Below are 25,028 nucleotides of genomic sequence, written 5' to 3' on the forward strand. Positions count from 1 at the left end.
CATCTGAAACAATGGCGAGGAATTGCGACAAGATACGCCAAAAACACTGGCTCGTTTGTGGCAGCGGTGCAGATCCGCTGCACATACTTGTGGGCCTCGATCTTATGACGACAGTCCCTAAATTCTTGCTCAATAACATTTGCGATTTTATCAACTTCATCAGAATAATGTGTAATAACTCTAATTCCCACAATATCTGTTAACTCAGATAAAGATTGATATTTATCTTTTTTATCAATCTTTTTTATTAGACTAGATCGGTCTTTAACTCGGGCAGTTATTGAATGCGCATTTATATTAGAGGCACTCAGCAGTCTATTTATTAATGATTCTATTGAGGTTGAAAATTGAGCGTAAAGATCCTCATTATGATCATACTCTTGCAGTAATGTTTCTTTAGACAAAACAACCCCCTAAATAATACCGCTATTGTTATCAACAAACTAAAATAAATAGTACGCCATAGAAAAACCTAATCATATCTTAAACTTTTATTGACAACATCATTTATATATCTCCTATCTAAGAATAGGCCACCCTCCTTGTGCCCAGCTTCTAACTAAACGTTATGGCTACAGCACGGGTTTGCAGAACCGTGTGTGCTACGCTTGACCGGATTTAAAAGAGCATCACCATCCAACACGCTTCTGTTGCCTTGCAACAAGTAGCCAAGTCGACTTGCAGGGTATCAAACGCAAACAAGCTTAGTGAGTAAAAAGTTATCTATTGCGCAGGGTTGTTTCTACTTTTTTGATGAAGATCAGCATTACAAGACGAAAGAATACGAGTAAGCACAGTTACCACTTGCACTTCTGTTGCTAAATCACAAGAGTTTAACCATTGCAATTTAAGTTAAGCATTGAGCTCCGCAGTCTAGAGAAGTATCGACCTCTGGGTCACTCATCTCTGTAACCTGCCCCTCACCTTATCGATCGAACAGGCACCACACGCCACCGAACAAACACCCAAACCTTCAGCTATATACCTAACTTTTTGCTACCCAATCCTGAATAGTCAGTTCAAAAACCGTTCATGCCCCTTCGCTACACTGCCCGCTCGTTTATCGCTATCAGGAGCTAGAAAACAATGATGTTGCACCTCAAGAAGAGCACCCTTGCCCTCGTCCTGCTTGCCGCCAGTGGTGCACTCAGCGCCGCCGAAATCACCAACAACAATATTACCGAGGCCGAGATCAAGGCCGCGCAGGATGGCTGGGGCGCGGCGCTGATCAAGATCAGCGATGACTATCGCGCCGGTGGGATTGAGCGCGCCAAGGCGACCGCCGAGTCGGTGCTCGACAGCGCCTACGGCTACCAGCAGGGGCCGGTGCTGTTCAAACCGACCCTTGCCGGTGGCGAGCAGACCTTCCGCACCCACCGCGAGGGGGCGCTGGCCTACTTTGTCGGCCACAACACTGTCTACCCCACCGACAAAGGATTTGCCCTGAAAAACTGGCAGAGCTACCGCTATGACAATGCCGCCGTCTATATCAACGGCGACATGGCACTGACCATGGGCAAGGTGCATCTGGTGGATCGCGACAACAAGGAGACCACGGTCGACAAGACCTGGGGCTTCAAGAAGGGGGATGATGGCAAGGTGCGCATCGTGCTGCACCACTCCTCCCTCCCTTACGAGGGTTAATGGCGGGGCGCACGTGCTGCGCACCAGCAACACGGTCAACAAACAGCCCTGCCACACCGGCAGGGCTGTTTGTTTTGCGCCCGCGCATGCTTGATGGCGAGCGAATAGATGGCGGACGTGCTGCTGCAGTTTGCTGCTACCCTCAGAGGCAAGCCATTGAGACACCAAGCAATTAGCTTCACTCAACGCCTACCACTCGCCATCATCACACCGGGAGCCAGATACCATGACCATTCTGCCTGTTTACGCGGCCCTGCTCGCCCTGCTGTTTATGTTGCTGAGCATCCGCACCATTCGTACCCGCCATAGCCGCAAGGTGGCGCTGGGGCACGGGGATGATCCCGCCATGTTGCGAGCCATGCGGGTGCATGCCAATTTTGCCGAGTATGTCCCCCTCGCCCTGCTGCTGATCTATTTTGTCGAAGCCAGCAGCCAGTCCCCCTGGCTTATCCATCTACTGGGGAGTGCCCTGTTGCTTGGCCGCTTCTGCCACGCCTTTGGTATGAGCCGCACGCCGGAGAACTTTCGTTATCGGGTAGCGGGAATGGGGCTGACCTTCACGGTGATCCTGGTGAGCGCAGCCCATATCCTGATCACGGCGCTGCTACCCTGACTCAGCCGTCACGGATAAACTGCGGCACGGTCGGGTTGCCCTATTCTTCTTGGCAGTCATCGCAACACATCTGCTTAATAACTAAGCCCGGTTCAGGAGTGCGATATGAAGTGGATTGGCTGGTTACTGCTGGTCGGGCTGACTCCCTTTGCCCACGCAACCCCGCTAAAGCTGGCGTCAGCGGTCGAGTACACCGCGATATTGCGCCCTTTTATTCATGACTGGTTTGGCCGGGCGGGTATCGACTTTCAATTGATCCCCTGCACTTACGCACGCTGCGAGAGGCTGATTGAGTCAGTGAATGCGGTCGATGGCGACATGGCTCGCATCAAGGGCTTTGATCAGACCCATCCCCACTTGCTGCAGGTCGGCGCCCCCATCTCGGAAGCGGCGATTTATGGCCAACCAAGGGATAATCCGAGCTGGCCCCCTGCCAAAGGGGCCGTGATTGGCTGCCTGCGTGGCATCCAGTGGTGCGAACGCTACCTCGGCAACTATCAGGTCATCTGGTTAAACGATGAGAAGCAGGGCCTTGCCCAACTACACAGAGGCAAAGTGGACTGGATCATCAAGATGCGCGCCGCCTATCAACCTGCGCTGGCCACCCCTTGGCAAAAGATCACCAAAGAGCAGGTCTTTCTCTACCTCGATAAAAAGCACCGTGCGGATATTGCGGCCCTGCTCAAGGTGCAGTTGGTGTTGATCAACAACGGCCGCTGGCTGACGATGCAAAAGCAGTATCTTTCAGCCATCTAGCGCTATTCTCGCAGCCCTTCATCAAGCCGATTGGCATCGCCGCAAAATCTATAGACCACTCGTTTACTGCCTATGTGACGATCCCTCTCCCGCCCTTCGTCACAAGTGACGAACGTCACATTTCGACACCATTCGGCCTCTTCGTCACGGCGCGACACGAATTTTAAATCCCTTTTAAAACATAATCTTAAATCCATTTTCTCGCCCATAGCCAATCTGGCCCGTATTTTGCCAACCTGCCCCTATTCTCTCCGTTCGCGACACGACAAGGTAGGCTATGAACCGCTTCGTTATCGCTGACCCCAAGCTTTGTATTGGCTGTGGCACCTGTATGGCGGCCTGCAGTACGGTTCACAAGGCGCAAGGTTTGCAGCAAGCCCCCCGTTTAACCGTTATGCGACACGAGCAGGCGACCATGCCGGTTCAGTGCCGTCACTGTGACGATGCCCCCTGCATCAAGGTGTGCCCAGTCGAGGCAATTGCCCAGACCGGCGATTGCGTGCAGCTCAACGAGTCGCTCTGCATCGGCTGCAACCTCTGCGCCGTGGCCTGCCCGTTCGGTGCCATCCAGAGCGGTGGCAGCCGTCCGGTGGCCATGGCCAACAGCTACGACACCTATATTCCCTGCTCCATCCGCTCCAGCAACCCCTCCACCTCCGCCGGTCTGCGCTGCTTTGGCGAGGATCTGCTGAGCTGGGAGCCGGGCGTGCGCAGCATCGCGGTCAAATGTGACCTTTGCGAGTTTCGCACGGGCGGCCCCGCCTGCATCGAGGCTTGCCCCTCCCAGTCGTTGAGCATGGTCAACGACACTGCCTGCGCCAACGCCGCCCGCGATCGCCGCCTGCAAGCGGCCAATGCTCACCCGCAAGGTGCCCCCGCATTCTCGGCCTCTCCTTGCACGACCGCGTCTTGCTCGACCGCCACGTCTGCGCCGGTTTCACCCGACGCTTCAATCACTGAGGGATCCTGCTGATGTTGTCCCCCCTTGTTATGGCCACGCTCCTGCTCTTTTTGCTGGGCGCTGCTGCCGGTCTGATGCTGCAAAAGCAGCCTTGGCTGGCAAACCGTCTCAATAGTGGCTTCGCCCTGCTGGGCTCGCTGGTCGGTGTTGTTGCCGCTATCAAGGCGCTGGCCCAAGATGCACCGATCGATGGCCAGATCTGGCTGCTGGGCTCGGTCCATCTGGATATGCTCGCTGCACTGATGCTGCTGGTGATCACCTTGGTCGGCGTCGCCGTTTCTCTCTACTCCTTTGCCTATATTCGCGAATATCAGGGCAAGGGGGATGTGGCCATCGGCGTCTTGATGAACCTCTTCCTGTTCGCCATGGTGGGCATGGTGCTGGCCGACAATGCATTGGGCTTTTTGCTCTGCTACGAGCTGGTGACCCTCACCACCTACTGGCTGGTCAAGACCAACCCCGATGCCGCCAAACAGAGCCGCCTCTATCTGGTGATGAACCATATCGGCATGGCGCTGGTACTGGTCGCCTTCTGGCTGCTCTGCCGCGACAGCGGCTCGCTGGAGTTCGCCGCGCTGCGTGAGCACCATCTGGCGGGGGGATTGGCATCCTTGGTGTTCCTGCTCAGCTTCTGCGGCTTTGGCCTGCGCGCCGGTTTCGTGCCGCTGCACGGTTGGTTGCCGGTGGCAGAGCCCGTCGCCCCCTCCCATATTTCGGCGCTGATGTCTGGCGTCATGGTGAAGCTCGGCCTGTTCGGCATTTTGCGAGTCAGCATCGATTTTCTCGGCGCCAGCCAGCTCTGGTGGGGCTACATGGTGCTGATCTTCGGTGCCTGCTCGGCAGTGCTCGGGGTGTTGTTTGCGCTCGCCGAGCACGATCTCAAGCGGCTGCTCGCCTACCACACGGTGGAGAACATCGGCATCATCCTGATGGGGATGGGGATCGGCATGATCGGCATCGCCAACCAGCAACCGGCGCTGGTGGTGCTGGGGCTGCTCGGCGCGCTCTATCACCTGCTCAACCACGCCATCTTCAAGAGCCTGCTCTTTATGGGCACCGGATCTGTGATGTTCCGTCTCCACACCCGTGACATGGACAAGATGGGTGGCCTGGCCAAGCTGATGCCCTGGACCGCGCTGGCATTCCTCATCGGTGCCATGGCCATCTCGGCGCTGCCGCCGCTGAACGGCTTTGTCAGCGAGTGGTTTATCTATCAGGCCTTACTTTCTATGACCAAGCTCGGCACCTCCGTCGTTGCCCCGCTGGCGGTGGTGATGCTGGCGGTGACCGGCGCCATGGCGGTGATGTGTTTCGTCAAGGTGTATGGCATCTGCTTCTGCGGTGCCCCGCGTAGCGAAAAAGCGAGTCAGGCCCGCGAAGTACCCAATGCCATGGTGGCAGGCACCCTGCTGCTGGCGGCGGTCTGTCTGGTGCTGGGTCTGGGCGCGCCCTGGATTGCCCCCTTTGTCAGCGGCTACGGTCAGGCCCTCGTCTCTTCTCACCTCATGGGCCAGATGAGCGTGGCCACTGGCGCCACCCTGCTGCCGCTCGATAGCAGCCAGGCGATCCTCTCCCCGCCGGTGATTGCCATCACATTGCTGGGTCTGTTCCTGATCCCGCTGCTGGTCGTGGCCATCTTCAAGGGGCCCAAGCTCGGTCGTCGTCACGCCGGTACTCCCTGGGCCTGCGGTTACGCCTACGAAGAGCGCATGAGCCTCACCTCCGGCGGTGTCACCCACACCCTGCGCCAACTCTGTGCCCCGCTCTATCGCAAACAGCCCCAGCTTGATCTGGCCACTGCTCTGGACGGGGTGAGCGAGTCTCCCTCTGCCGCTGGCTGGCTGTTGCACGGCCTGGTGCTGGCGCTCTTTATCCTGATGGCTGTAGGAGTCTGATATGCCTGTTCTTGAAATGCCGAGCTGGGGCATGGTTGCCCTCGCCCTGACCCAGGCCATCGCCATGCTGGCGCTGGCGCCGCTGGCCACCGGTTTCAACCGGGTGCTGCGGGCTAAAATGCACTCCCGTCAGGGGCCGGGCCTGCTGCAGGATTACCGGGATATCGGGAAGCTCCTGCGCCGCCAGGAGGTGACCCCGGAGCCTGCCGGCATCATCTTCAACCTGATGCCGGCGCTGCTGATCGCCGCCCTGTTGCTGGTGGCGATGGCGCTGCCGACCCTGACCCACGAGTCCCCCTTTCCTATCGCCGGGGATCTCATCACCGACATCTACCTGTTCGCCATATTCCGCTTCTTCTTCTCCCTGGCGGGGCTCGACAGCGGCAGCATGTTTGCAGGTATTGGTGCCCGCCGCGAGCTGACGCTGGGCATTCTGGTGGAGCCCATTCTGATGCTCGCCTGCTTCATCATGGCGATGATGGTGGGCAGTTCGGATCTGGGCAACATCAGCAGCTATGTGGCCACCCAGCCGCTGGCCGCCCCCATCGCCACCCTGCTGGCGGGGGGCGCCTGTGCCTTCGCGGTGTTTGTGGAGATGGGCAAGCTGCCGTTTGACTGCGCCGAAGCCGAGCAGGAGCTACAGGAAGGGCCGCTCACCGAGTACTCGGGCGCCGGTTTGGCCCTGCTCAAGCTCAGCATGGGCCTCAAGCAGCTAGTGGTGGTGCAGCTCTTTTTGGTGATCTTCCTGCCTTTCGGCAAGGCGGCAAACTGGAGCCTGCCCGCACTGGCGCTGGCAACCCTGATCCTGCTCTGCAAGCTGCTGGTGGCATTTGGACTTGCGGGCATTATCGAGAACTCCATGGCCCGCACCCAGTTCGTGCGCACCCACAAGCTCACCCGCTATGGCTTGGGGCTGGCCCTGCTGGCGCTGCTCGCCTATCTGGTCGGGGTATAACTCATGCCCGCCATCACAGCTGCTTTTTTCGATTTCATCATTTGCGAATTTAAAGTGAGAACTGCATGACCATCGCCATTTCGGATCGCATCGGTTGCGACTATATCCAGCAACTGCGACAGCAACTGCCCCACGCCATCATCGACGAGCAGTGGCAGACCGCCGATCAGGCCACCCTGACCGTCAAGCCCACCGATCTGGTGGCCCTCACCAGCCTGATCTTCCACAAGCAGGGCGGCTGGCTCTCGGTCTCGTTTGCCAATGACGAGCGCAGCCTCAACGGCCACTTCGCCGTCTACCACGTCTTCTCCATGGAGGGCGACACCAAGAGCTGGATCACCGTCAAGGTGCTGGTCAACGCCATCGAGCAGGAGTACCCCTCCATCACCCCGACCATACCAGCGGCGGTGTGGGGCGAGCGGGAGATCCGCGACATGTACGGCCTGCGCGCCGTCGGCCTGCCGGACGAACGCCGTCTGGTGCTGCCGGATGACTGGCCGGAGGATATCCACCCGCTGCGCAAAGACGCCATGGATTATCGCCAGCGCCCGATGCCCACCACCGACACCGAGACCTACCCCTTCGTCAATGAACTGGGCAGTGAGGCCAACCGTATCGTGCCGGTCGGCCCGCTGCACATCACCTCGGACGAGCCAGGTCACTTTCGTCTGTTTGTCGATGGGGAAGACATCATCGACGCCGACTACCGCCTCTTCTATGTCCATCGCGGCATGGAGAAGCTGGCGGAAACCCGCATGGGCTACAACGAAGTGGCCTTCCTGACCGACCGGGTCTGCGGCATCTGCGGCTTCACCCACAGCGTCGCCTACACCACCTCGGTGGAGAACGCCATGGGCATTAAGGTGCCTGAGCGGGCCAAGATGATCCGCGCCGTGCTGCTGGAGGTGGAGCGCCTGCACAGCCACATCCTCAACATCGGCCTGTCGAGCCACTTCACCGGTTTCGACACCGGCTTTATGCAGTTCTTCCGGGTGCGGGAAAAGTCCATGACTCTGGCCGAGCTGCTGACCGGCGCCCGCAAGACCTACGGCCTCAACCTGATTGGCGGGGTGCGCCGCGACATCTTCAAGGAAGATCGCATCAAGGGCGCCCAGCTGGTGCGCGAGCTCCGTGATGAGCTCAAACCGCTGGTGGCCATGCTGCTCGACACCGCCAACATCACCTCCCGTCTGGTGGGGATAGGCCGCCTCGACCCGCAAATCGCCCGCGATTTCAGCTGCGTCGGCCCCATGGTGCGGGCCAGCGGCTTCAAGCGCGACGTGCGCCGGGTCCACGACTTTGCTGCCTATCGCGAGCTGCCGATGGAGATCCAGACCCTGGCGGGTTGCGACGTGCAATCCCGGGTGCTGGTGCGCATCCACGAGCTCTACGACTCCCTCGACATGATTGAGTTCGGCCTTGAGCACCTGCCGGAAGGGCCACTGCTCACCGAAGGGTTCACCTATCAGCCGGGCAAGTTTGCGCTGGGCTTTACCGAAGCGCCCCGTGGCGAGAACGTCCACTGGAGCATGACCGGCGACAACCAGAAGCTGTTCCGCTGGCGCTGCCGCGCCGCCACCTACGCCAACTGGCCCGCCCTGCGCTACATGCTGCGTGGCAATACCGTCGCCGATGCGCCGCTGATCATCGGCAGCCTGGATCCCTGCTACTCCTGTACCGATCGGGTCACCCTGGTCGACCCCAAGAAGGGCAAGTCCACCGTGGTCTCCTACAAGGAGATCGAGCGCTACGGTATCGACCGCAAAAACTCTCCGCTCAAGTAAGGGGTCATCATGATCAAGCTGTTCAAGACCATCCTCAAGGCTGGCACACCGACCGCCAAGTACCCCTTCGCCCCTTACGAGGTGAACCGGGATTTTCGCGGCAAACCGAAATATCAGGCGGATCAGTGCATCGCCTGCGCCGCCTGCACCAAAGCCTGCCCGGCCAACGCGCTGGTGATGGAGGTCGATATGGAGACCGGCGAGCGACGCTGGGAGATCTCCATGGCCCGCTGCATCTTCTGCGGCCGCTGCGAAGAGGTCTGCCCGACCCATGCTATCGCCCTCTCTCCCGAGTTCGAGCTGGCGGTGACCAACAAGGCCGATCTCTATGAGGAGGCCCGTTTCGCGCTGGCCCCCTGCACCCTGTGCGGCACCTACTTTGCCCCGAGCAAACTGGTGGCACTGGTGGAGGACACCCTCAAGCAGGCAGGCACGCCGCTGGCTACCCCTGAGCGGCTGCACCACTGCCCCGACTGCAAACGAAAACAGAGCATGCTGAGCCAGCCTGACTCGGCCATGACCACACCGATTGCCACACCGATTACCACACAACAGGAGTGGATGTGATGAGCAAGATCAAAGGCATAGAACCGGTTGTCGGCCATGCCCATACCCGCGCCGTGCCACTGGCACAGGATCCCGAGATCACCAAACTCAAGAAGACCCTGCTCAAAGACATTCGCCGCTCGGCCTATGTCTATCGGGTCGATTGCGGCGGCTGCAACGCCTGCGAGATCGAGATCTTCGCCACCATCACCCCGCTGTTCGATGCCGAGCGCTTCGGCATCAAGGTGGTCGCCTCCCCCCGTCACGCCGACATCCTGCTCTTTACCGGCGCGGTGACCCGGGCGATGCGGGTACCGGCCCTGCGCGCCTATGAAGCGGCCCCCGATCCCAAGATCTGCATCGCCTACGGCGCCTGCGGCTGTGACGGCGGCATCTTCCACGACCTCTACTGCGTCTGGGGCGGCACCGACAAAATCGTGCCGGTGGATGTCTATATTCCGGGCTGCCCCCCCACGCCAGCTGCCACCATCTACGGCTTTGCGGTGGCGCTCGGTCTGCTTGAGCAGAAACTGACCGCCACCAGCCACGAAGTGCAACCGGGAGTGCGGGTCGAGCTGCGCCACACCGGCATCCCCAATGAAATCCGGGTGATGATCGAGCGCGAAGCGCGCCGCATGGCCGGTTACCGTCAGGGACAGATCATCGCCGACGAGTTCATGGCGCTGCTCGAAGGGGCGACCCAGCAGGATGTGGATCTGCGCATCCAGAGCTATCTCGATCAGCATAACGACCCGCGCCTGTCGGAGATCGTCAACAACCTGGCCAACGCCTGCCTCAACCGGGCAGCAGGCAAGGGAGAGGCCGTGCATGGCTGATCAGGTTTTCTTCTACCGCCTCTCCCGCAAGTTTGTGGATGAGCAGTTCGACGTACCCGAGGAGGCGAAAGAGGTGATGTACTACAGCCTCGCCATTGGCCATCACCTCGGCATTGTCGACTGCCTCAGTGCCGATCTGGTCTGCCCGCTAACGGGTTATCGCGACTGGGTGGCCAAGCTGCCAACCGGCAGCGAGGCGCGCCGCAAGATGGAGGGATTTCTCACCTTTGGCGAGATCACCATCTATCGCGAGCACTGCCACATGCTGGCCTGCGCCTTCGACCGGTTGCGCAAAGCCGAAGGCGTGCTCGATGAGCAGGAGTTGAGCTGGACCAATACCTTTATGGATCAGCTCACCGCCCTCTATAACGATCCCCATATGTACCTGATGGTAAGGAGCCGCTGATGGGCTGCAATCTCGTGTTGACCGTGGGCAATGCCATGATGGGGGACGACGGTGCCGGCCCTTATCTGGCGGACAAGCTGCAAGCCGCCCCCCTGCCCGGCTGGATCCATATCGATGGCGGCATCGCGCCGGAAAATGCGGTCTACAAGGTGCGGGAGCTGCAACCGGAGCGGGTGGTGCTGGTGGATGCCGCCGAGATCGGCGAGAAGGCGGGCACCCTGCAGGTGATCCCTCCCGAGACCATCGCCGAGATGTTTATCTTCTCGACCCACAATATGCCGCTCAATTTCCTGATCGACGAGCTCAAAACCTTTGTCCCCGAGGTGATCTTTGTCGGGGTACAACCGGCCATTGTCGCCTTCTCCTTCCCGATGACCGAGATGGTGAGCGAGGCGATGGATTATCTTTATCAGCATCTTGATGCCGCCAAAGATACCAGCTTGTTAATAGAACAACTGGACCAGTGGAATATTGCCAACGCCGGGCGATAACTATTTATCGAGTTGTTAACGACCGTTATTGACCAAGGGTTCCGGCAATGTGATCACGGCCCGATGTTAAATTAAAAACATCGGGCTAATTGTGTTGAACTTGATATAAAACAAGGTTCTTTTAATTTTTCAAAAAATCGCTAACTCTCGCTTTTTTATCACGAAAAAAGCGTTGCCAGTCACAGAAATTTGCCACAAAATGGCGGCCATTACGGAAGTTGATGGGGTCTGGTGGCCTCCTCGGTCTTCAAAACCGATGTGAGCCGAGAAGGCTTTGGCAGGTTCGATTCCTGCCTCTTCCGCCAATTTAATCTATTGAACAAATGCCATCTCGCTGATCTTTATCGGTCTGGCATTTATGTTTTATCGCTTGTTCAATATGTTTAAAATAATACCTTAGTAAAAGGTGCTTGCCGCTTGCCAATATAATCCGAACACAGGTTATCACGCTGGCCAAAAATGAATTTTTCAGCATAAATGACGCATTAATTTATTCGCGCTAACTTATGCACCATGTTTGCAGCAATCCGCAAACCGCCAGCAGTGCCATAACCCGTCAGCTCGGCCTCTCTATCGGCAAACCGGTGTGCATATCAAACCCACGCACTGCCCTGGTAATCCCATGCCGAACCCGTCTCACGCGCCAGCCATCGCCCACTCCCGCAGCCAGCCAGAATCACGCCCGACTGCCGACGATTCACTGCCAGATTCACGGCCACAGCCCCGCCAGCAACAAACACGCCGTCTGCCACAAGTGGAACAGCTGCTGCAGCAACCTTTTCTCGCCAGTTATATCGAGGCACTGAGCCGCCCGCTGGTGACCCAGGCGGTGCGCGATGCCCTGAGCGAACTGCGCCAGAGCGAGGCGTTTCGCCAGCATGGCGTCACCCCCGAGCAAATCGAGGCGCTGATTGCCAAGCGCTGCCAGCAGCAGTTGCGCCAGCGTCAGACTCGGGTGATCAACGCCACCGGCACCCTGGTGCACACCAATCTGGGACGTTCGCCGTTAAGTCATGAGCTGTGGGACGAGGTGCGTGACCTCAACACCGGTTACAACAATCTGGAGCTGGATCTCGCCACCGGCAAGCGCGGCAGGCGCAAGGGGCTGATCGCCCCCCTGCTCCGTTGCCTCACCCAGGCCGAAGATTCGCTGGTGGTCAACAACAACGCCGCCTCGCTCTTTTTGCTGCTGCAGGAGATAGCCAAGGGGCGCGAGGTGATCGTCTCGCGCGGCGAGCAGATCCAGATTGGCGGCGGCTTTCGCATTCCCGACATTCTGGCGCTCTCCGGCGCCAAACTGGTGGAGGTGGGCACCACCAATATCACTACCGCCAAGGATTACCTCGATGCCATCACCGATCAGACCGCGCTGGTGCTGATGGTACACAAATCCAATTTCGCCATTCGCGGTTTTACCGAATCCCCCGATATCGGCAAGGTGGCCCGCGCCCTGCCCGAACATGTAGTGCTGGCGGTAGATCAGGGCTCCGGCTTGACTACCGAAGAGTTTGCACCGGACGAAACCTCGGTGCGCCAGTACATCAAGGCGGGGGCGGATCTGGTCTGCTACTCCGGCGACAAGCTGCTGGGGGGCCCGCAATCGGGCATCATCAGTGGCCGCAGCGACCTTATCAAGCGGCTGGAAAAACACCCCATGATGCGCACCTTCCGCCCGAGCCGCATCGTCTACTCCCTGCTGGAACGCCTGCTCATCCACAAGCTCAACAAGTCCCCCATCGGCGAGGGCATCGCCCAGCGCACCTTGAGCAACCCGGCCGCCATGCAGGCGAGAGCCTCCCAGCTGATGGCCGCCCTGCCCGGCTGCTTTGTGCCGGTCCCCGCCCAGCTGGTGGTGGGCGGCGGCACCCTGCCGGACGAGTTCTACCCGGCCCCTGCGCTCGAATGTACCGACTCGCGTCCGGCCCAGCAGCTGCTCGATGCCCTGCGGGAACTGCCGATGCCGGTCATCGCCACCGTGCGCCAGCAGAAGGTGCTGCTCAATATGGCGACCCTGCTGCCGACCGAGATGGAACTGCTGATCGCCCAGCTTAACGAGTTGCTGTTGCCCGCCCCGATCAATGCAACTGAGGAGCCCTGATCCCATGACCCCCTATCGCGCCGTTATCGGCCTTGCTGGCCACGTGGATCACGGCAAGACCCTGCTGATCAAGGCCCTCACCGGCATCACCACCGCCCGCGCCCACGAGCAGGCCATCGGCATGACCCAGGATCTCGGCTTTGCCCACTTTGACGACGGTCAGGGCAACACCATAGGCGTCATCGATGTGCCCGGCCACGAGCGTTATATCCGCAACATGGTGGCGGGACTCTGGAGTCTGGATCTGGTGCTGCTGGTGATCGCCGCCGATGAGGGGTGGATGCCGATGACCGGCGATCACCTGCGCCTGCTCAAGGCGATGGGGGTGCCGCGCCTGCTGGTCTGTATCAACAAGTGCGATCTGGTCTCCCCCGACGAGCTGGCACTCCTTGAGGAGAGCCTGCTGGAGCGGGTGATGGACGAGAGCGGCATGGTGCCCGATATCGTCAGCGTCAGCGCCAAAACCGGCGCCAATATGGCCGCCCTGCACGCCGCCATAGTGGGCCAGCTTGCCGCTCTACCAGCATCGCACGCTGCCCGTGAACAGGGCGCTCCCCGACTGTATGTAGACCGGGTCTTTACCGCCAACGGCACCGGTACCGTGCTCACCGGCACCTTGCAGCAGGGCAGCCTCAAGGTAGGGGACAAGCTGCGCCTCTACCCCGCTGATCGGGAAGTGCAGGTGCGCTCCCTGCAGGCCTATCACCAGAACGTCGATGAGATTAACGCCGTCTGTCGGGTGGCGGTGGGCCTGAAAAAAGTGCCCCACAAGGAGGTGGCTCGCGGCCACTGCCTCACCAGTGCCGCTGGCCAGTGCGAGGCGGCGACCCACCTTATCGTGCGGCTCAACGGCGAGCGCCTGAGCACCAAGACGCTTCGCACGCAGGAGGTAGAGGTAGCCCTCGGCAGCTGGCATGGCCGGGCGCGCTTTGTACCAATAAAAGAGACCCGGCTGGCGCGGCTGATCTTTACCAGCCCCATCCCCTGCTTTTTCGGCCAGCCGCTCGCCATCATTCGCCACGGCAGCAGCGAACTGCTGCACGGCGCCCGCATCGTCTGGTGCGGCGATATCCACCCCGCCAGACGCAAGGCGCTGCACGCCCTGCTGGGCGAACTGCCAGATCCGCTGGAACACTACAACCCCGCCACCCTGCAGTTGGGGCTCAATGGCTATGTACTGGCCAGCCGCTTTGACCAGCGCCCCGAGCAGGTCACCCCTCTCGGTGACTGGCTGCTGGACAACCACTGGCTGGCTCAAAGCCGCGACCAACTGTTCGCCACCCTGGCCAGCGAACCGCTCAGTGCCGCCGAGCTTGCGACCCGCTTTGGTATCGCCTTGCCGGTCACTCAGGCCCTGCTCCAGCAGCTCAAAGGTGAGCAGCTTGTTCGCCTGCACCATGACAAGTGGCAGCCGGGCAGCGGCGAGTCGGAAGATGATTTGGGGGAAGAGGCGCTGCTGGTGCTCAAAGTAGTGCGAGATCAAGGCAAGGAGGGTTACGAGCCCGGTAAACTGGGCCCCGGCGGCGTGGAGCTGGATCCCTTTATCACCCGCAAGCTGCCCGCGGCCCTGCAGCAGGGCTTGCAACAAAAAGGCGCGTTGCAAAAGCAGCTGCGCAACTTGGCGCGACTCAAGTATCTGGTGCAGCTCGATGGCCCCATCTACTACGACGCCGTGCTTTACAACCAGATGGTCGCCGCCGTGCTGGCGGGCCAGCAGGTGGGAGATCTGATCGACATGGCATCCTTAAAGGAGATCACCGGTTTGTCGCGTAAATACGCCATTCCGTTCTGCCTGCGCATGGAGATGGATGGCTGGGTACGGCGCGAGGAGAACGAGCGGCGGGTGCTGCGTTTGCCAGCCACTCAAGATGAGATGGAGCCGGCATGAGCGCTGCCATCACCCCCTCTGGCTCTTCCAATCCTGTGGCCACCCGACTGCGCCGTGAATTTCATATCGACGGTATCGTGCAGGGGGTCGGCTTTCGCCCCTTCGTCTACGGGCTGGCGCTGCGCCACGGCCTTACCGGCTATGTCTTGAACGATGCCAACGGCGTCACCATTGGTGCGGAAGGCTCCCCCGAGCAACTGGCCAGCTTTGCCCGCGAACTGCGGGAATTGGCACCGCCGCTTAGCCGCATCGATCACTTCAGCGAGCGGGAGCTTCCCCAAGAAGATAATCCCGACTACGACGGCGCCTTTCATATCAAGGCGAGCCAGCAGCAGAGCGCCGCCACGGTCGCCATCTCGCCGGATCAGGGGATGTGCGAGGCGTGCGCCACGGATGTGGCCAACCCCGCAGATCGCCATCACCACTACCCCTTTACCAACTGCACCCACTGCGGCCCGCGCTACACCATCATCCGCCGCCTCCCCTACGACCGCCCCCACACTGCCATGGCGGGCTTTGCCATGTGCCCGCGCTGCGCGGTGGCCTATGAAAACCCGCTGGATCGGCGCTACCACGCCCAGCCGGTGAGCTGCCCCGAGTGCGGGCCCCATCTCAGCTGGCGCAGCGGCCGTAGTGATGCGCTGGTCGAGCGGGAGGATGCGCTGCACGCCGCCGCCCGCGCCCTGCAAACAGGAGCGCTGATTGCGGTCAAGGGGATGGGGGGTTATCACCTGATATGTGATGCCCGTAATGAACAGAGTGTTGCCAGATTGCGAACACTCAAGCGGCGCGAACGCAAGCCGCTGGCGGTGATGATGGGCTCCCTTGCCGAGGCCAAATTGCATGTCACCGGCAGCGAAGCTGAGTGGCAGCTGCTCGCCTCTCAGGCCAGACCCATTACCCTGCTGCGCAAACGCAAAAACGATGATCGGCTCTCAGAATCTGGACAGTCAGCCACGCCGCTGGCCGAGGGGATCGCCCCCGGCATCCCCTACCTCGGTGTCATGCTCCCCTATACCCCGCTGCACCAGCTGCTGCTGGACGCCTGCGCCATGCCACTGGTAGCGACCAGTGCCAATGGCCGCGGCAGCCCGATCCTTATCGAGTGCGAGTCTGTGGTCAGGGAGCTCGGGGGCGAGATTGACGGCATCCTGGATCACAACCGCCCCATACTGCACCCTTGCGACGACAGTCTGGTGCAGTGGGCAGGCGGACGGCGGCAAACTTTGCGTCTCGCCCGCGGTTATGCCCCCTGCACCCCCAGCCTGAAACAGGCGGTCAAGGTGCCGTTGCTGGCGGTCGGGGCGCAGCAGAAGAACCAGCTGGCGCTCGCCTTCGGCCGCCAGCGCATCTACAGCCCCTATATCGGCGATCTGCACAGCCTGCCGATGCAGGGCCACTTCGAACAGACCCTCGCCACCTTTCGCGATCTCTACGATCTCAAGCCCGAGCTGCTGGTGTCGGACTGCCACTCGGGCTATCTCAGCCACCAGTGGACCAAGGGCTATTGCCATGATCAGGGTGCAACCCATCTCGAGGTGCAGCACCATCACGCCCACCTGCTGGCTGTGATGGCCGAACATGACATTACTGGCCCGGTGCTGGGTTTTGCCTTCGATGGCACCGGCCTTGGGGATGACGGCACCCTCTGGGGTGGCGAGCTGCTGATCGCAGACGTGCAGGGCTTTACACGGGTTGCCCACCTCCAGCCTTTCAAGCTGATCGGCGGCGAGGCGGCTATCCGCGAGCCGGTACGCCAGCTGTTGGGGCTGCTGTTCGAGTCGTATAGCGTGGAGCAGATCAGCACCCTCGATATTCCGTTGATCAACACGTTGCCACCTGAGCGGATCAGCAACCTGCACCAGCTCTGGCATCTCGGTCGCAACGCCCCCTACACCAGCTCCATCGGTCGGCTGTTCGATGCCGTGGCGGCGCTGCTGGGGGTGATCGATACCCCGGATTACGAGGGCGAAGCGGGACTCTTGCTGGAGGCGGCTGCCTTGCAGCTTAACCCCGATGAATTGCCCTTCCCCCTCGCCTTTGGCCTGAAACAGCCAGCAGAGGGACCACTACTTATTGAGTGGGCAGAGCTGCTCAATCTGCTTATCAGCGAGCGGCGCAAAGGCACCTCCACCGCCCGCCTGGCGGCCGGTTTTATCCGCGCCATCAGCGCTCTGGTCATCGCCTTGGCCGAGCGCTTCCCCGGTTATCCGGTGGCGCTAGGGGGCGGCGTGTTTCAAAACCGGGTGCTGATGGATCTGCTGGTGCCCGCTCTCGAAGCGGCCGGACGGCAGGTATTGACCAGCGAAACCCTGCCGCTCAATGACGGTGGCATCGCCGCCGGTCAGCTCTGGTTTGCCATCCACCATCTTGCCACGCATCAGCCTGTCACAACCGGTTGTGCCACCTTGTCGGAGTCCTGAAATCCATGTGTCTATCCATACCCTCTCAGGTGGTGCAGCTGCACCCCGAAGATAACTGCGTCACCGTCGATACCCTGGGGGTGCAGCGGCGCGTCAGCTGCATGCTGCTCGAAGAGCCACTCAACCTTGGCGACTATGTACTGCTCCATATCGGCTTTGTGATGAGCAAGATTGACGAAGAGGAGGCGCAGGCCAGCCTCGAGAGCTTCCGCCAGATGGTGGCCCTGATGCCCGATCAGGATATCTTGCCATGCTGACACTCAATGATCTCTTTCAGGGCTTTCGTCAGCCCGACGTCATCCGCGCCCTCGCCGCCCAAATTACCGAACTGGCCAAATTACTCCCCGAACCGCTGCGGGTGATGGAGGTGTGCGGCGGCCATACCCACACCATCATGAAGTACGGCCTGCACCAGCTGCTGCCGGCCAGCATCGAGTTTGTCCACGGCCCCGGCTGCCCGGTCTGCATCATGCCCAAAGAGCGCATCGATCAGGCCATCGAGCTGGCCCGCCAACCCAACGTCATTCTGGTCACCCTGGGTGACATGATCCGGGTGCCGGGCTCCAAGGGCACCCTGGCCCAACAGCGGGCCAAGGGGAGCGATATCCGCCCGGTCTATGATCCCCTCGACGCCCTGCGTATCGCCCGCGAGAACCCGGAAAAAACCGTGGTCTTCTTTGCCATCGGTTTCGAAACCTCCACCCCGATGACCGCCGCCTTGCTGGCAGCGGCTGAAGAGCAAGGGGTCGATAACCTGCTGTTTCATATCAACCATGTGCTGGTGCCCCCTGCCATTCACGCGGTGATGGCTGACGGGGTCGCCAAGGTGAACGCCTTTATCGGCCCCTCTCACGTTAGCGTCATCACCGGCGCCGATATCTACCTGCCCATAGTCCAACGCTATCAGGTGCCGGTGGTGGTGAGCGGCTTCGAGCCGGTGGATGTGATGGAGGCACTCTTGATGATGGTGCGCCAGAAGGTGGAAGGTCGCTACGCGCTGGAGGTACAGTACACCCGCGCTGTCACTGCCAGCGGCAATAAAGCCGCCCAGCGGTTGGTCGAGCGCTTTTTCGAGACTCGCGAGCACTTTCGCTGGCGAGGTCTGGGGGATATCAATGCCTCCGCCCTGCGCCTGCGCGATGCGTTTGCCAAGCGCGATGCGGAGCGTCACTTTGCGCTCAGCCAGACCCCCATCGATGACCACAAGGCGTGCCAGTGCGCCGATATCCTGCGCGGACTGGCCAAGCCCAACCAGTGCAACGTCTTTGGCCGGGGCTGCACCCCGACCCAGCCCATGGGCAGCTGCATGGTCAGCTCCGAAGGGGCCTGCAATGCCTACTACCGATATATGGGGATCCAATGAGAGAAATTCAGTTAAGCCACGGCGGTCGGGTGATGAGTGGAGATGAACCAGCCTGTTTCGGCAATCTAGTGGAGAACCAGACCCGATGAGAGAAATCCAACTTAGCCACGGCGGCGGCGGTGTCGAGATGAACCAGCTGATCAACCAGCTCTTCTTTCGCCACTTTGGCAACGAGATCCTGCTGCGCGGTGAAGATGCCGCCCTGCTGCCGGTAAACGGCCCCGTCGCCTTCACCACCGACAGCTTTACCGTCTCGCCGCTGTTCTTCGAGGGGGGCGATATCGGCAAGCTGGCCATCGCTGGCACGGTCAACGATCTGGCCATGATGGGGGCCAAGCCCGAGTATTTGAGCTGCAGTTTTATCATCGAGGAGGGCTTCCCCTACTCGGACCTCACTCGCATCGTCGAATCAATGGCTGCAGAGCTGGCCAAGAGCGGCGCCCGCATCGTCTGCGGCGACACCAAGGTGGTGCCCAAGGGGGCAGCCGACAAAATCTTTATCAACACCAGCGGAGTCGGCACCTTTCCGCTGCCTGAGCAGAGCCGGGGTATCTCGGTGCGAAACCTCAAGGCCGGTGACGCCATTCTGGTGTCGCGGGATATCGGCAGCCACGGCGCCTGCATCCTGATGGCCCGTGACGCCCTGCAGCTGGGATCTGATCTGAAAAGCGACTGCACCACCCTCTGGCCGCAGGTAGAAGCGCTGCTGCAGGCGGGACTTACACCTCACGCCCTGCGCGATGCCACCCGCGGTGGCCTCGCCGCCGTGCTGAATGAATGGAGCACTGCCTCCCAGGTGGCCATCGAGCTGGAGGAGTCCGCCATTCCGGTCTGCGATCCGGTGCGTGGCCTGTGCGAGCTCTACGGCTTCGAGCCCCATGATCTCGCCAACGAGGGAACCATGGTACTGGCCCTGCCTGCCGAACAGGCGCAGGACGCACTGGGCATCTTGCGGCAATTCAACCCCGCCGCCAGCCAGATCGGCGTGGTGCAGGCGAGTGATCGCCACAAGGTGATCCTCAATAACCCCTGGGGCAGCCGCCGTTATCTGGAGCTGCCGCAGGGAGAGCTCCTCCCGCGGATCTGTTAAGGAATCACCATGCACGAAATGTCTCTGGCCATGGCCGCCATCGATCTGGCAGCCGAACAGGCCACCCAACGGGGCTTTAACAAGGTGACCGCCCTCTGGCTCGAGGTCGGCAGCTTCTCCTGCGTCGACCCGGACACCATTGCCTTCTGTTTCGAGGCCGCCGCCAAGGGCACCGTCGTCGAGGGGGCCCAGCTCCACTTTCAGCACCAGGCGGCAGAGGCCTGGTGTTACGACTGCAACAAGACGGTCACCCTCACCGAGCGCGGGCAAGCCTGTCCCGGGTGTGGCGGATACAAATTACGAGTCGCGCAGGGCGATAGCCTGCGCATCACCGACATCGAGGTAAGTTGATATGTGTAGCGTATGCGGATGCGGCCAGGCGCGGATCGCCGGCCATGAAGATGATCACAACCATGCCCACACCCACGATCATGACCATGAACATGAACATGCTCATGAGCACGGCCATCATCATGCTCATGACGCACATCACCATCATGACCACGCGCAGAGCGCACCGCGCACCCTGATCATTCACCACCACTATCACCATCAGGGTGATGTCCATCATCACTACCACTGCGTCCGGGCACCCATGAGTGCAGAGGGTCATGATCACCCCCACGACCATCATCATGATCATGCCCACTCTCATGACCACGGCCATTCCCACGCTCATCCCCATGATCACAGCCATAACCATGACCATGACCATGACCATGACCATGACCATCAGCAGGGTGATCTGCACTATGGCAAAGGGGAAGCGGGATTGTCGGTCCCCGGCATGGGGCAGCGTCAGCTGATCGCCATCGAGATGGATGTGCTGGCCAAGAACAACGCGCTGGCGGCCCACAACCGCGAGCACTTCGACGAAGCGGCCCAGTTGGTGCTGAATCTGGTATCGAGCCCGGGTTCAGGCAAGACCACCTTGCTGTGCGAAACCCTGCGCCAGCTGGCCGACAAGCGCCCCTGCGCGGTGATCGAAGGGGATCAGCAGACCAGCGCCGATGCGGATCGCATCCGTGCCACCGGCGTCCCTGCCGTGCAGATCAACACCGGCAAGGGCTGCCATCTGGACGCCAAAATGGTTCACGACGCCTGCCACCAGCTACCCGCCAACGAAGGCGGCATCCTCTTTATCGAGAACGTGGGCAATCTGGTCTGCCCCGCCAGCTTCGATCTCGGCGAGAAGTACAAGGTGGCGATCCTCTCCGTCACCGAGGGGGAAGAGAAACCCCTCAAATACCCGGACATGTTCGCCGCCGCCCAGCTGATGGTGATCAACAAGATCGATCTGCTGCCCTACGTCAGCTTTGACGTGGCCCGCTGCATCGAGAACGCCAAACGGGTCAACCCCTATATTCAGGTGATCCAGGTCAGCGCCACCACTGGTGAAGGGATGGATGCCTGGCTCAACTGGCTGGCCACTGCCTGAGCCAGTGTGATGCCACTGTATCCATGACAGTTGCAGTCACATCTTGCTAGCAAGTGAGTGAACGAGCCATCAAGCCAGTGCCAGTCAGTTAAACCTGACTGGCACTGTTTTTATTCCCTTGATTCATTTTTCCTTGCTGCAGTCCAGCCCTCTCACTGGGAAGAGATAAGCCTCTGACATAACCACCGGCTAATTTCACACCCACGCTCTGTAAGGGCTGCGCGTCTGTGTCTGTGCTCAACCCTCAACCGTCACTCCTCAACACTGGTTACTCCATCGTTCCTGTCCAATACTCAACTGTATCAGCTGGTTCGAGGGGTGCGTTGTGTACAGACTCTTGTTGTTATGGTGTTTGTGTTGCCAGGCTACGGCACAGGAGTCATTGGTCGTCGGCTGGGTCAACTGGCAGCCCTTCAGCTATCGCAATGAACAGCAGCAGATCCGCGGACTGGACATCGACCTGCTCAACGCCATCTTCCAGCGGGCCAACTATCAGGCCACATTCACGGAAATGCCCTGGGCTCGGGTGCTGCACGAGCTGAAATTCGGCACGGTTCAACTGGCGATGTCCGCCAATATCACCACCGAGCGGCAGCAATATGCCCGCTTCAGCCACCCCTATCGGGAAGAGGAGACGGCCATCGTCATCCGGCGGCAAGATGCCGAACGCTGGCGCGGGATCACCACCCTGGATCAACTGATCAACACCCCCGACTTTCATATCGGGGTGCTCAAGGGTTTTGATTACGGCAATACCTTCCGCCAGTTGATGGCTCGGCCCGAGCTGCAGCCCCGCCTGCAAATGCGCCTGCGGCTGGAGCAGCTGTTGAAGATGTTGCAAGGGGGGCGGATCCAGGGATTTATTCTCGATCCCCACGGGCTGCAGGAGTGGACTAATAAAGATGAGTTGCGGGATGAGCTGCATATTCTGCTGCGTATCGAGCTAACACCGGTTCACCTGATGCTGAGCAAACAAAGCACCACAGAGGCGCAACTGCAACGGATCAATCTGGCTATTGAACAGTTGAAACAGAGCCCCGACTATCAGCAGATCTTCGATCGCTACCAGTTCGGATCCCTGCATCCATAAGAAAACGCTAATAAGTAAGGGGAGCTGATGCTCCCCTTACTGTCTCAAACAACCCTCGTTACGACTTGCCAAGACAATTTGACCACCGGTGACATGATGGGTTACCTGTGCCTGTCAGCGCCCCAGCACAATGTCAGCAAGGTGGGCGAAGTGGTGGATCTCGTGGGTCGCCTCGCACTCGCCAGCTTGCCGCTCAGGGTTGTACCAGCAGGTCGCCAGCCCCTGCGCCGCCGCACCGGCGATATCGGTTTTCGGGTTGTCACCCACCATCAGCACACGAGCCGGATCAGGCTGCCCCATCAGGGAGAGGGTGTGCTGGAAAATAGCCGGATCTGGCTTGGTCACCTGGATCTCGTCCGAGATCACCAGCGGCTCAAACCATTCGCTCCAGCCCAGTTTGCCGAGTCGCCCCCGCTGAGGGACGCTGAAACCATTGGTGATGATCCCCATCCGCACCTTGCTGCGCAGCTGTTGCAGGGTTTCGATAACCCCCTCAAGGGGCATGCTCAGCGTGACTATCTGTTCCAGAAAGGTGTTGTTCATCGCCATAGGGTCGGCAGCGACCTGTTTGGCAAACAGGGCGAAACGGGTCTGCTGCAATGCAGTGGCATCTATCTCCCCATCGTTGTATTGCTGCCAGAGCCCGTGGTTGAGTGCATGGTACTGCGCCATGCTGGCGTCATCGGCTTGCACACCGTAATGCTGAAGGGTACGTGTCAGCGCGGCGGCGACCGGGAAATCGAGCAGGGTTTCATCCAAATCGAACAGCACCCAGTCATAGCTTGGTTGTTTCACAGCAGTCCTTGTTATCAGTCAGATAGATCGGAGATATGGTGCCCGACTCTACCGAGCGGGCCGGCCAGCAGATCCAGCGTGAGGCGCACGCCAAAACCGGTCACTTCACTGGAAACCACCCCATTGCCCCCCTTGTTGCGAAAACCACTCAGGTCAAAATGCAGCCAGGGGGTCTGCTCGGGCACGAAGTGGGCGAGGAAACGGGCCGCATCGATATGATCCGGCGAACTGCCAGGCGCACACTGCAACAGATCGGCCCACTCGCTCTCGATGTTGTCGTCAAAATCATCATCGAGCGGGAAGGGCCAGATCCGCTCGCCACTGCGCTGTCCCAGTTTGACCAGCGCAGGCAACCACTCGATGCGGTTGGTAAAGACGCCGCTGTAACGGCTACCCAGTGCCCGCTTGCAGGCCCCGGTCAGGGTGGCGTAATCGAGCAGCAGATCAGGGGTATCCTGTACCGCCATGGCCAATGCGTCTGCCAACACCATCCGGCCTTCGGCATCGGTATCAACCACCTCAATGGTGGTGCCATTGATGGCGGTCACCACCTCACCGGGCCGATAAGCATGAGGTCCGATATGGTTCTCGGCAATGGCCAGCCAGCAGTGCACCTCGTAGGGTAATTGAGCTCGGCTGATGGCGTAGAGGGTGCCCAGCGCCACCGCGCTGCCCCCCATGTCCAGATGCATGCCATACATGCTGCCAGCCACCTTGAGGTTATAACCGCCAGAGTCATGGCAGATCCCCTTGCCCACCAGCGCAATGCGGCGCACTGGCTTGGACGGGTAGTAGCTGAGTTTGACCATGGCCCCCTGGTTGTCTTCCGAGCCACGGGTGACAGCCAGAAAAGCCCCCGCCCCCAACTCGGCCAGCTGGGCCTGATCATAGTGGTGACACTGCCACCCCTCATCCTGCGCCAGCTGAGTGACAAACTCGCGATAGCTGGCGGCGGTCAGCTCGGAAGCCGGTAACACCGCCAGATGGCGGGCCAAGCCATTGCCCCCCGCTTCGCTGTAGAGGCGAGCCAGATCCAGCACTACCGCCGGTGAGACCCGGATCTGCTGATAGCTCCAGCTGCTTTCGCTGCGACGCTTGCTGGTCGGCAACGGAATATTGGCGGCCAGCAAGGCTGACAATAGCAATTCGGCCAGCATCACCCGTTCAGAAGGGGAAAAACCTTCCAGATGCAGCCCGAGCCGCTCCACGTTGAGCCCAGAGAGAGGAGCTATCCAGCTTTTGACCTGTTTGTAGAGACGGTGGTCTCGCGTCACGCTGCCAGCCACAAATACCACCAGCAACAGCGTGGCGCCGTGCATCAGGGAAAAGGGTGCCTTTTGCCCGAGGGCAAGCTGGATTTTGACACCGGCAAACACCGGCAGCGTCAATAATGCCTCTTTTTGCTCTTCGGCGATCAGCAGCAACTGCAACGGTAGCCCCTGGGCAAGGGCCTCGGCCAGCGTGGCATCCTGGCTTTCAATAGCGGGAGGAAGATAGGTGAAAGGTGTGATCACAGGAGCGCGCCTCATCCATGAAGAGATACCTGATGATACCCAACAAATGGCCGATACGACCAGTTTTGGTCTTGAAAAAGCGTCAGAAATAGCAGTAATCACCACAGAGCGAAGTGCTTGCGGATGATTGTTCAATAACAGGGGAGTGGTAATACAAGGAGGGAATTATCTGAAAGTTGGTTGCGGGGGCCAGATTTGAACTGACGACCTTCGGGTTATGAGCCCGACGAGCTACCGAGCTGCTCCACCCCGCGTCCGAATTGTCACCCTCAAGCTGAGCAGCGGCTTGAGTGCGTTTGTCTGCTTTCGATTGTTTACACAATCGCATGCTGACTAAAAAGTTGGTTGCGGGGGCCAGATTTGAACTGACGACCTTCGGGTTATGAGCCCGACGAGCTACCGAGCTGCTCCACCCCGCGTCCGAATTGTCACCCTCAAGCTG

24 protein-coding genes, 3 tRNA genes and 2 pseudogenes are annotated in these 25,028 nt (G+C 60.0%); 23 read left to right on the forward strand and 6 right to left on the reverse strand.

The genetic code is table 11. The features are described 5' to 3' along the window. A pseudogene (locus tag CF137_RS17345) lies at positions 1-108 on the forward strand (IS5/IS1182 family transposase); the annotation flags it as partial. 32 nt (positions 109-140) lie between these two features. Here the strand turns inward: CF137_RS17345 and CF137_RS22310 are convergent. Next, a pseudogene (locus CF137_RS22310) lies at positions 141-404 on the reverse strand (hypothetical protein); the annotation flags it as partial. Positions 405-1,086: 682 nt separating this feature from the next. Between CF137_RS22310 and CF137_RS17350 the strand changes: the two are divergent. From CF137_RS17350 to hypA, 19 genes are all read left to right on the forward strand, one after another. Further along, the gene (locus CF137_RS17350) at positions 1,087-1,644 is read left to right on the forward strand and encodes a hypothetical protein (RefSeq protein WP_139720622.1); all 558 of its coding nucleotides are present in this window, start codon (positions 1,087-1,089) and stop codon (positions 1,642-1,644) included. A gap of 226 nt (positions 1,645-1,870) precedes the next feature. Further along, positions 1,871-2,257, forward strand: coding sequence for an MAPEG family protein (locus tag CF137_RS17355; RefSeq protein WP_139720624.1), 387 nt, complete (start codon positions 1,871-1,873; stop codon positions 2,255-2,257). 105 nt (positions 2,258-2,362) lie between these two features. Further along, positions 2,363-3,013, forward strand: a complete 651-nt coding sequence (locus CF137_RS17360) for a hypothetical protein (protein WP_139720626.1) — start codon at positions 2,363-2,365, stop codon at positions 3,011-3,013. A 277-nt stretch (positions 3,014-3,290) separates the two neighbouring features. Next, a complete protein-coding gene (locus tag CF137_RS17365; RefSeq protein WP_139720629.1) occupies positions 3,291-3,986 on the forward strand; it encodes a 4Fe-4S dicluster domain-containing protein in 696 nt (231 codons plus the stop codon). Next, on the forward strand, positions 3,986-5,869 hold the full coding sequence (gene hyfB / locus CF137_RS17370; protein WP_139720631.1) for a hydrogenase 4 subunit B: 1,884 nt from the start codon (positions 3,986-3,988) through the stop codon (positions 5,867-5,869). Before CF137_RS17365 ends, hyfB begins: the two co-directional genes overlap by 1 nt. A gap of 1 nt (position 5,870) precedes the next feature. Next, positions 5,871-6,824 (forward strand): respiratory chain complex I subunit 1 family protein, encoded by a 954-nt coding sequence (locus CF137_RS17375; protein WP_101316435.1) that lies wholly within the window; start codon positions 5,871-5,873, stop codon positions 6,822-6,824. A gap of 65 nt (positions 6,825-6,889) precedes the next feature. Further along, the gene (locus CF137_RS17380; RefSeq protein WP_139720633.1) at positions 6,890-8,608 is read left to right on the forward strand and encodes a hydrogenase large subunit; all 1,719 of its coding nucleotides are present in this window, start codon (positions 6,890-6,892) and stop codon (positions 8,606-8,608) included. Positions 8,609-8,617: 9 nt separating this feature from the next. Continuing rightward, positions 8,618-9,175: a formate hydrogenlyase complex iron-sulfur subunit gene (locus CF137_RS17385; protein WP_125608929.1), complete on the forward strand. Its 558-nt coding sequence runs from the start codon at positions 8,618-8,620 to the stop codon at positions 9,173-9,175. After that, positions 9,175-9,990 carry an NADH-quinone oxidoreductase subunit B family protein gene (locus CF137_RS17390; protein ID WP_125608928.1) on the forward strand — a complete coding sequence of 272 codons (816 nt, stop codon included), beginning with the start codon at positions 9,175-9,177 and terminating at the stop codon, positions 9,988-9,990. The genes CF137_RS17385 and CF137_RS17390 overlap by 1 nt, the downstream gene beginning before the upstream one ends. Further along, complete coding sequence (locus CF137_RS17395; RefSeq protein ID WP_042871422.1) at positions 9,983-10,396, forward strand: formate hydrogenlyase maturation HycH family protein; 414 nt, start codon at positions 9,983-9,985, stop codon at positions 10,394-10,396. The genes CF137_RS17390 and CF137_RS17395 overlap by 8 nt, the downstream gene beginning before the upstream one ends. Continuing rightward, positions 10,396-10,887 (forward strand): hydrogenase maturation peptidase HycI, encoded by a 492-nt coding sequence (gene hycI, locus CF137_RS17400; RefSeq protein WP_139720635.1) that lies wholly within the window; start codon positions 10,396-10,398, stop codon positions 10,885-10,887. The genes CF137_RS17395 and hycI overlap by 1 nt, the downstream gene beginning before the upstream one ends. Positions 10,888-11,100: 213 nt before the next feature. After that, positions 11,101-11,192, forward strand: a tRNA-Sec gene (locus CF137_RS21935). A 317-nt stretch (positions 11,193-11,509) separates the two neighbouring features. Continuing rightward, entirely contained in the window at positions 11,510-12,985 is a 1,476-nt protein-coding gene (gene selA, locus CF137_RS17405) for an L-seryl-tRNA(Sec) selenium transferase (protein ID WP_139720637.1), read from the forward strand. Between the two features lie 4 nt (positions 12,986-12,989). Beyond that, on the forward strand, positions 12,990-14,873 hold the full coding sequence (gene selB / locus CF137_RS17410) for a selenocysteine-specific translation elongation factor (protein WP_139720639.1): 1,884 nt from the start codon (positions 12,990-12,992) through the stop codon (positions 14,871-14,873). Next, the gene (gene hypF, locus CF137_RS17415) at positions 14,870-17,296 is read left to right on the forward strand and encodes a carbamoyltransferase HypF (RefSeq protein WP_139720641.1); all 2,427 of its coding nucleotides are present in this window, start codon (positions 14,870-14,872) and stop codon (positions 17,294-17,296) included. Before selB ends, hypF begins: the two co-directional genes overlap by 4 nt. Positions 17,297-17,301: 5 nt before the next feature. After that, entirely contained in the window at positions 17,302-17,553 is a 252-nt protein-coding gene (locus CF137_RS17420; protein WP_042871412.1) for a HypC/HybG/HupF family hydrogenase formation chaperone, read from the forward strand. After that, complete coding sequence (gene hypD, locus CF137_RS17425) at positions 17,547-18,659, forward strand: hydrogenase formation protein HypD (protein ID WP_139720643.1); 1,113 nt, start codon at positions 17,547-17,549, stop codon at positions 18,657-18,659. The genes CF137_RS17420 and hypD overlap by 7 nt, the downstream gene beginning before the upstream one ends. 85 nt (positions 18,660-18,744) lie before the next feature. After that, positions 18,745-19,749, forward strand: a complete 1,005-nt coding sequence (gene hypE, locus CF137_RS17430) for a hydrogenase expression/formation protein HypE (RefSeq protein ID WP_139720645.1) — start codon at positions 18,745-18,747, stop codon at positions 19,747-19,749. A 9-nt stretch (positions 19,750-19,758) separates the two neighbouring features. Next, a complete protein-coding gene (gene hypA / locus CF137_RS17435) occupies positions 19,759-20,100 on the forward strand; it encodes a hydrogenase maturation nickel metallochaperone HypA (RefSeq protein WP_101316454.1) in 342 nt (113 codons plus the stop codon). Here hypA and CF137_RS22315 read toward each other — a convergent pair. Continuing rightward, the gene (locus tag CF137_RS22315; RefSeq protein WP_240038564.1) at positions 20,078-20,464 is read right to left on the reverse strand and encodes a hypothetical protein; all 387 of its coding nucleotides are present in this window, start codon (positions 20,462-20,464) and stop codon (positions 20,078-20,080) included. The two genes, hypA and CF137_RS22315, sit on opposite strands and share 23 nt — an antisense overlap. Between CF137_RS22315 and hypB the strand changes: the two genes are divergently transcribed. Then, a complete protein-coding gene (gene hypB / locus CF137_RS17440) occupies positions 20,345-21,187 on the forward strand; it encodes a hydrogenase nickel incorporation protein HypB (protein ID WP_204787383.1) in 843 nt (280 codons plus the stop codon). The genes CF137_RS22315 and hypB overlap by 120 nt on opposite strands. Before the next feature lie 382 nt (positions 21,188-21,569). Beyond that, complete coding sequence (locus CF137_RS17445; protein WP_240038565.1) at positions 21,570-22,277, forward strand: substrate-binding periplasmic protein; 708 nt, start codon at positions 21,570-21,572, stop codon at positions 22,275-22,277. Positions 22,278-22,391: 114 nt separating this feature from the next. On the opposite strand, the gene yjjG is transcribed toward CF137_RS17445, so the two are convergent. Both yjjG and CF137_RS17455 read right to left on the reverse strand, forming a co-directional pair. Beyond that, positions 22,392-23,072, reverse strand: coding sequence for a pyrimidine 5'-nucleotidase (gene yjjG / locus CF137_RS17450; RefSeq protein ID WP_139720651.1), 681 nt, complete (start codon positions 23,070-23,072; stop codon positions 22,392-22,394). Between the two features lie 14 nt (positions 23,073-23,086). Beyond that, positions 23,087-24,586 carry a M17 family metallopeptidase gene (locus CF137_RS17455; RefSeq protein ID WP_101316462.1) on the reverse strand — a complete coding sequence of 500 codons (1,500 nt, stop codon included), beginning with the start codon at positions 24,584-24,586 and terminating at the stop codon, positions 23,087-23,089. Here CF137_RS17455 and CF137_RS22000 point away from each other — a divergent pair. Next, entirely contained in the window at positions 24,570-24,713 is a 144-nt protein-coding gene (locus tag CF137_RS22000) for a hypothetical protein (protein WP_162515972.1), read from the forward strand. The two genes, CF137_RS17455 and CF137_RS22000, sit on opposite strands and share 17 nt — an antisense overlap. A 50-nt stretch (positions 24,714-24,763) precedes the next feature. Here the strand turns inward: CF137_RS22000 and CF137_RS17460 are convergent. Together CF137_RS17460 and CF137_RS17465 are read right to left on the reverse strand one after the other, a co-directional pair. Further along, positions 24,764-24,840, reverse strand: a tRNA-Met gene (locus CF137_RS17460). Positions 24,841-24,928: 88 nt separating this feature from the next. Continuing rightward, a tRNA-Met gene (locus tag CF137_RS17465) sits at positions 24,929-25,005 on the reverse strand. Positions 25,006-25,028 lie beyond the last annotated feature (23 nt).

Source organism: Aeromonas sobria (assembly GCF_006243315.1).
Lineage (GTDB): Bacteria > Pseudomonadota > Gammaproteobacteria > Enterobacterales > Aeromonadaceae > Aeromonas > Aeromonas sobria_A.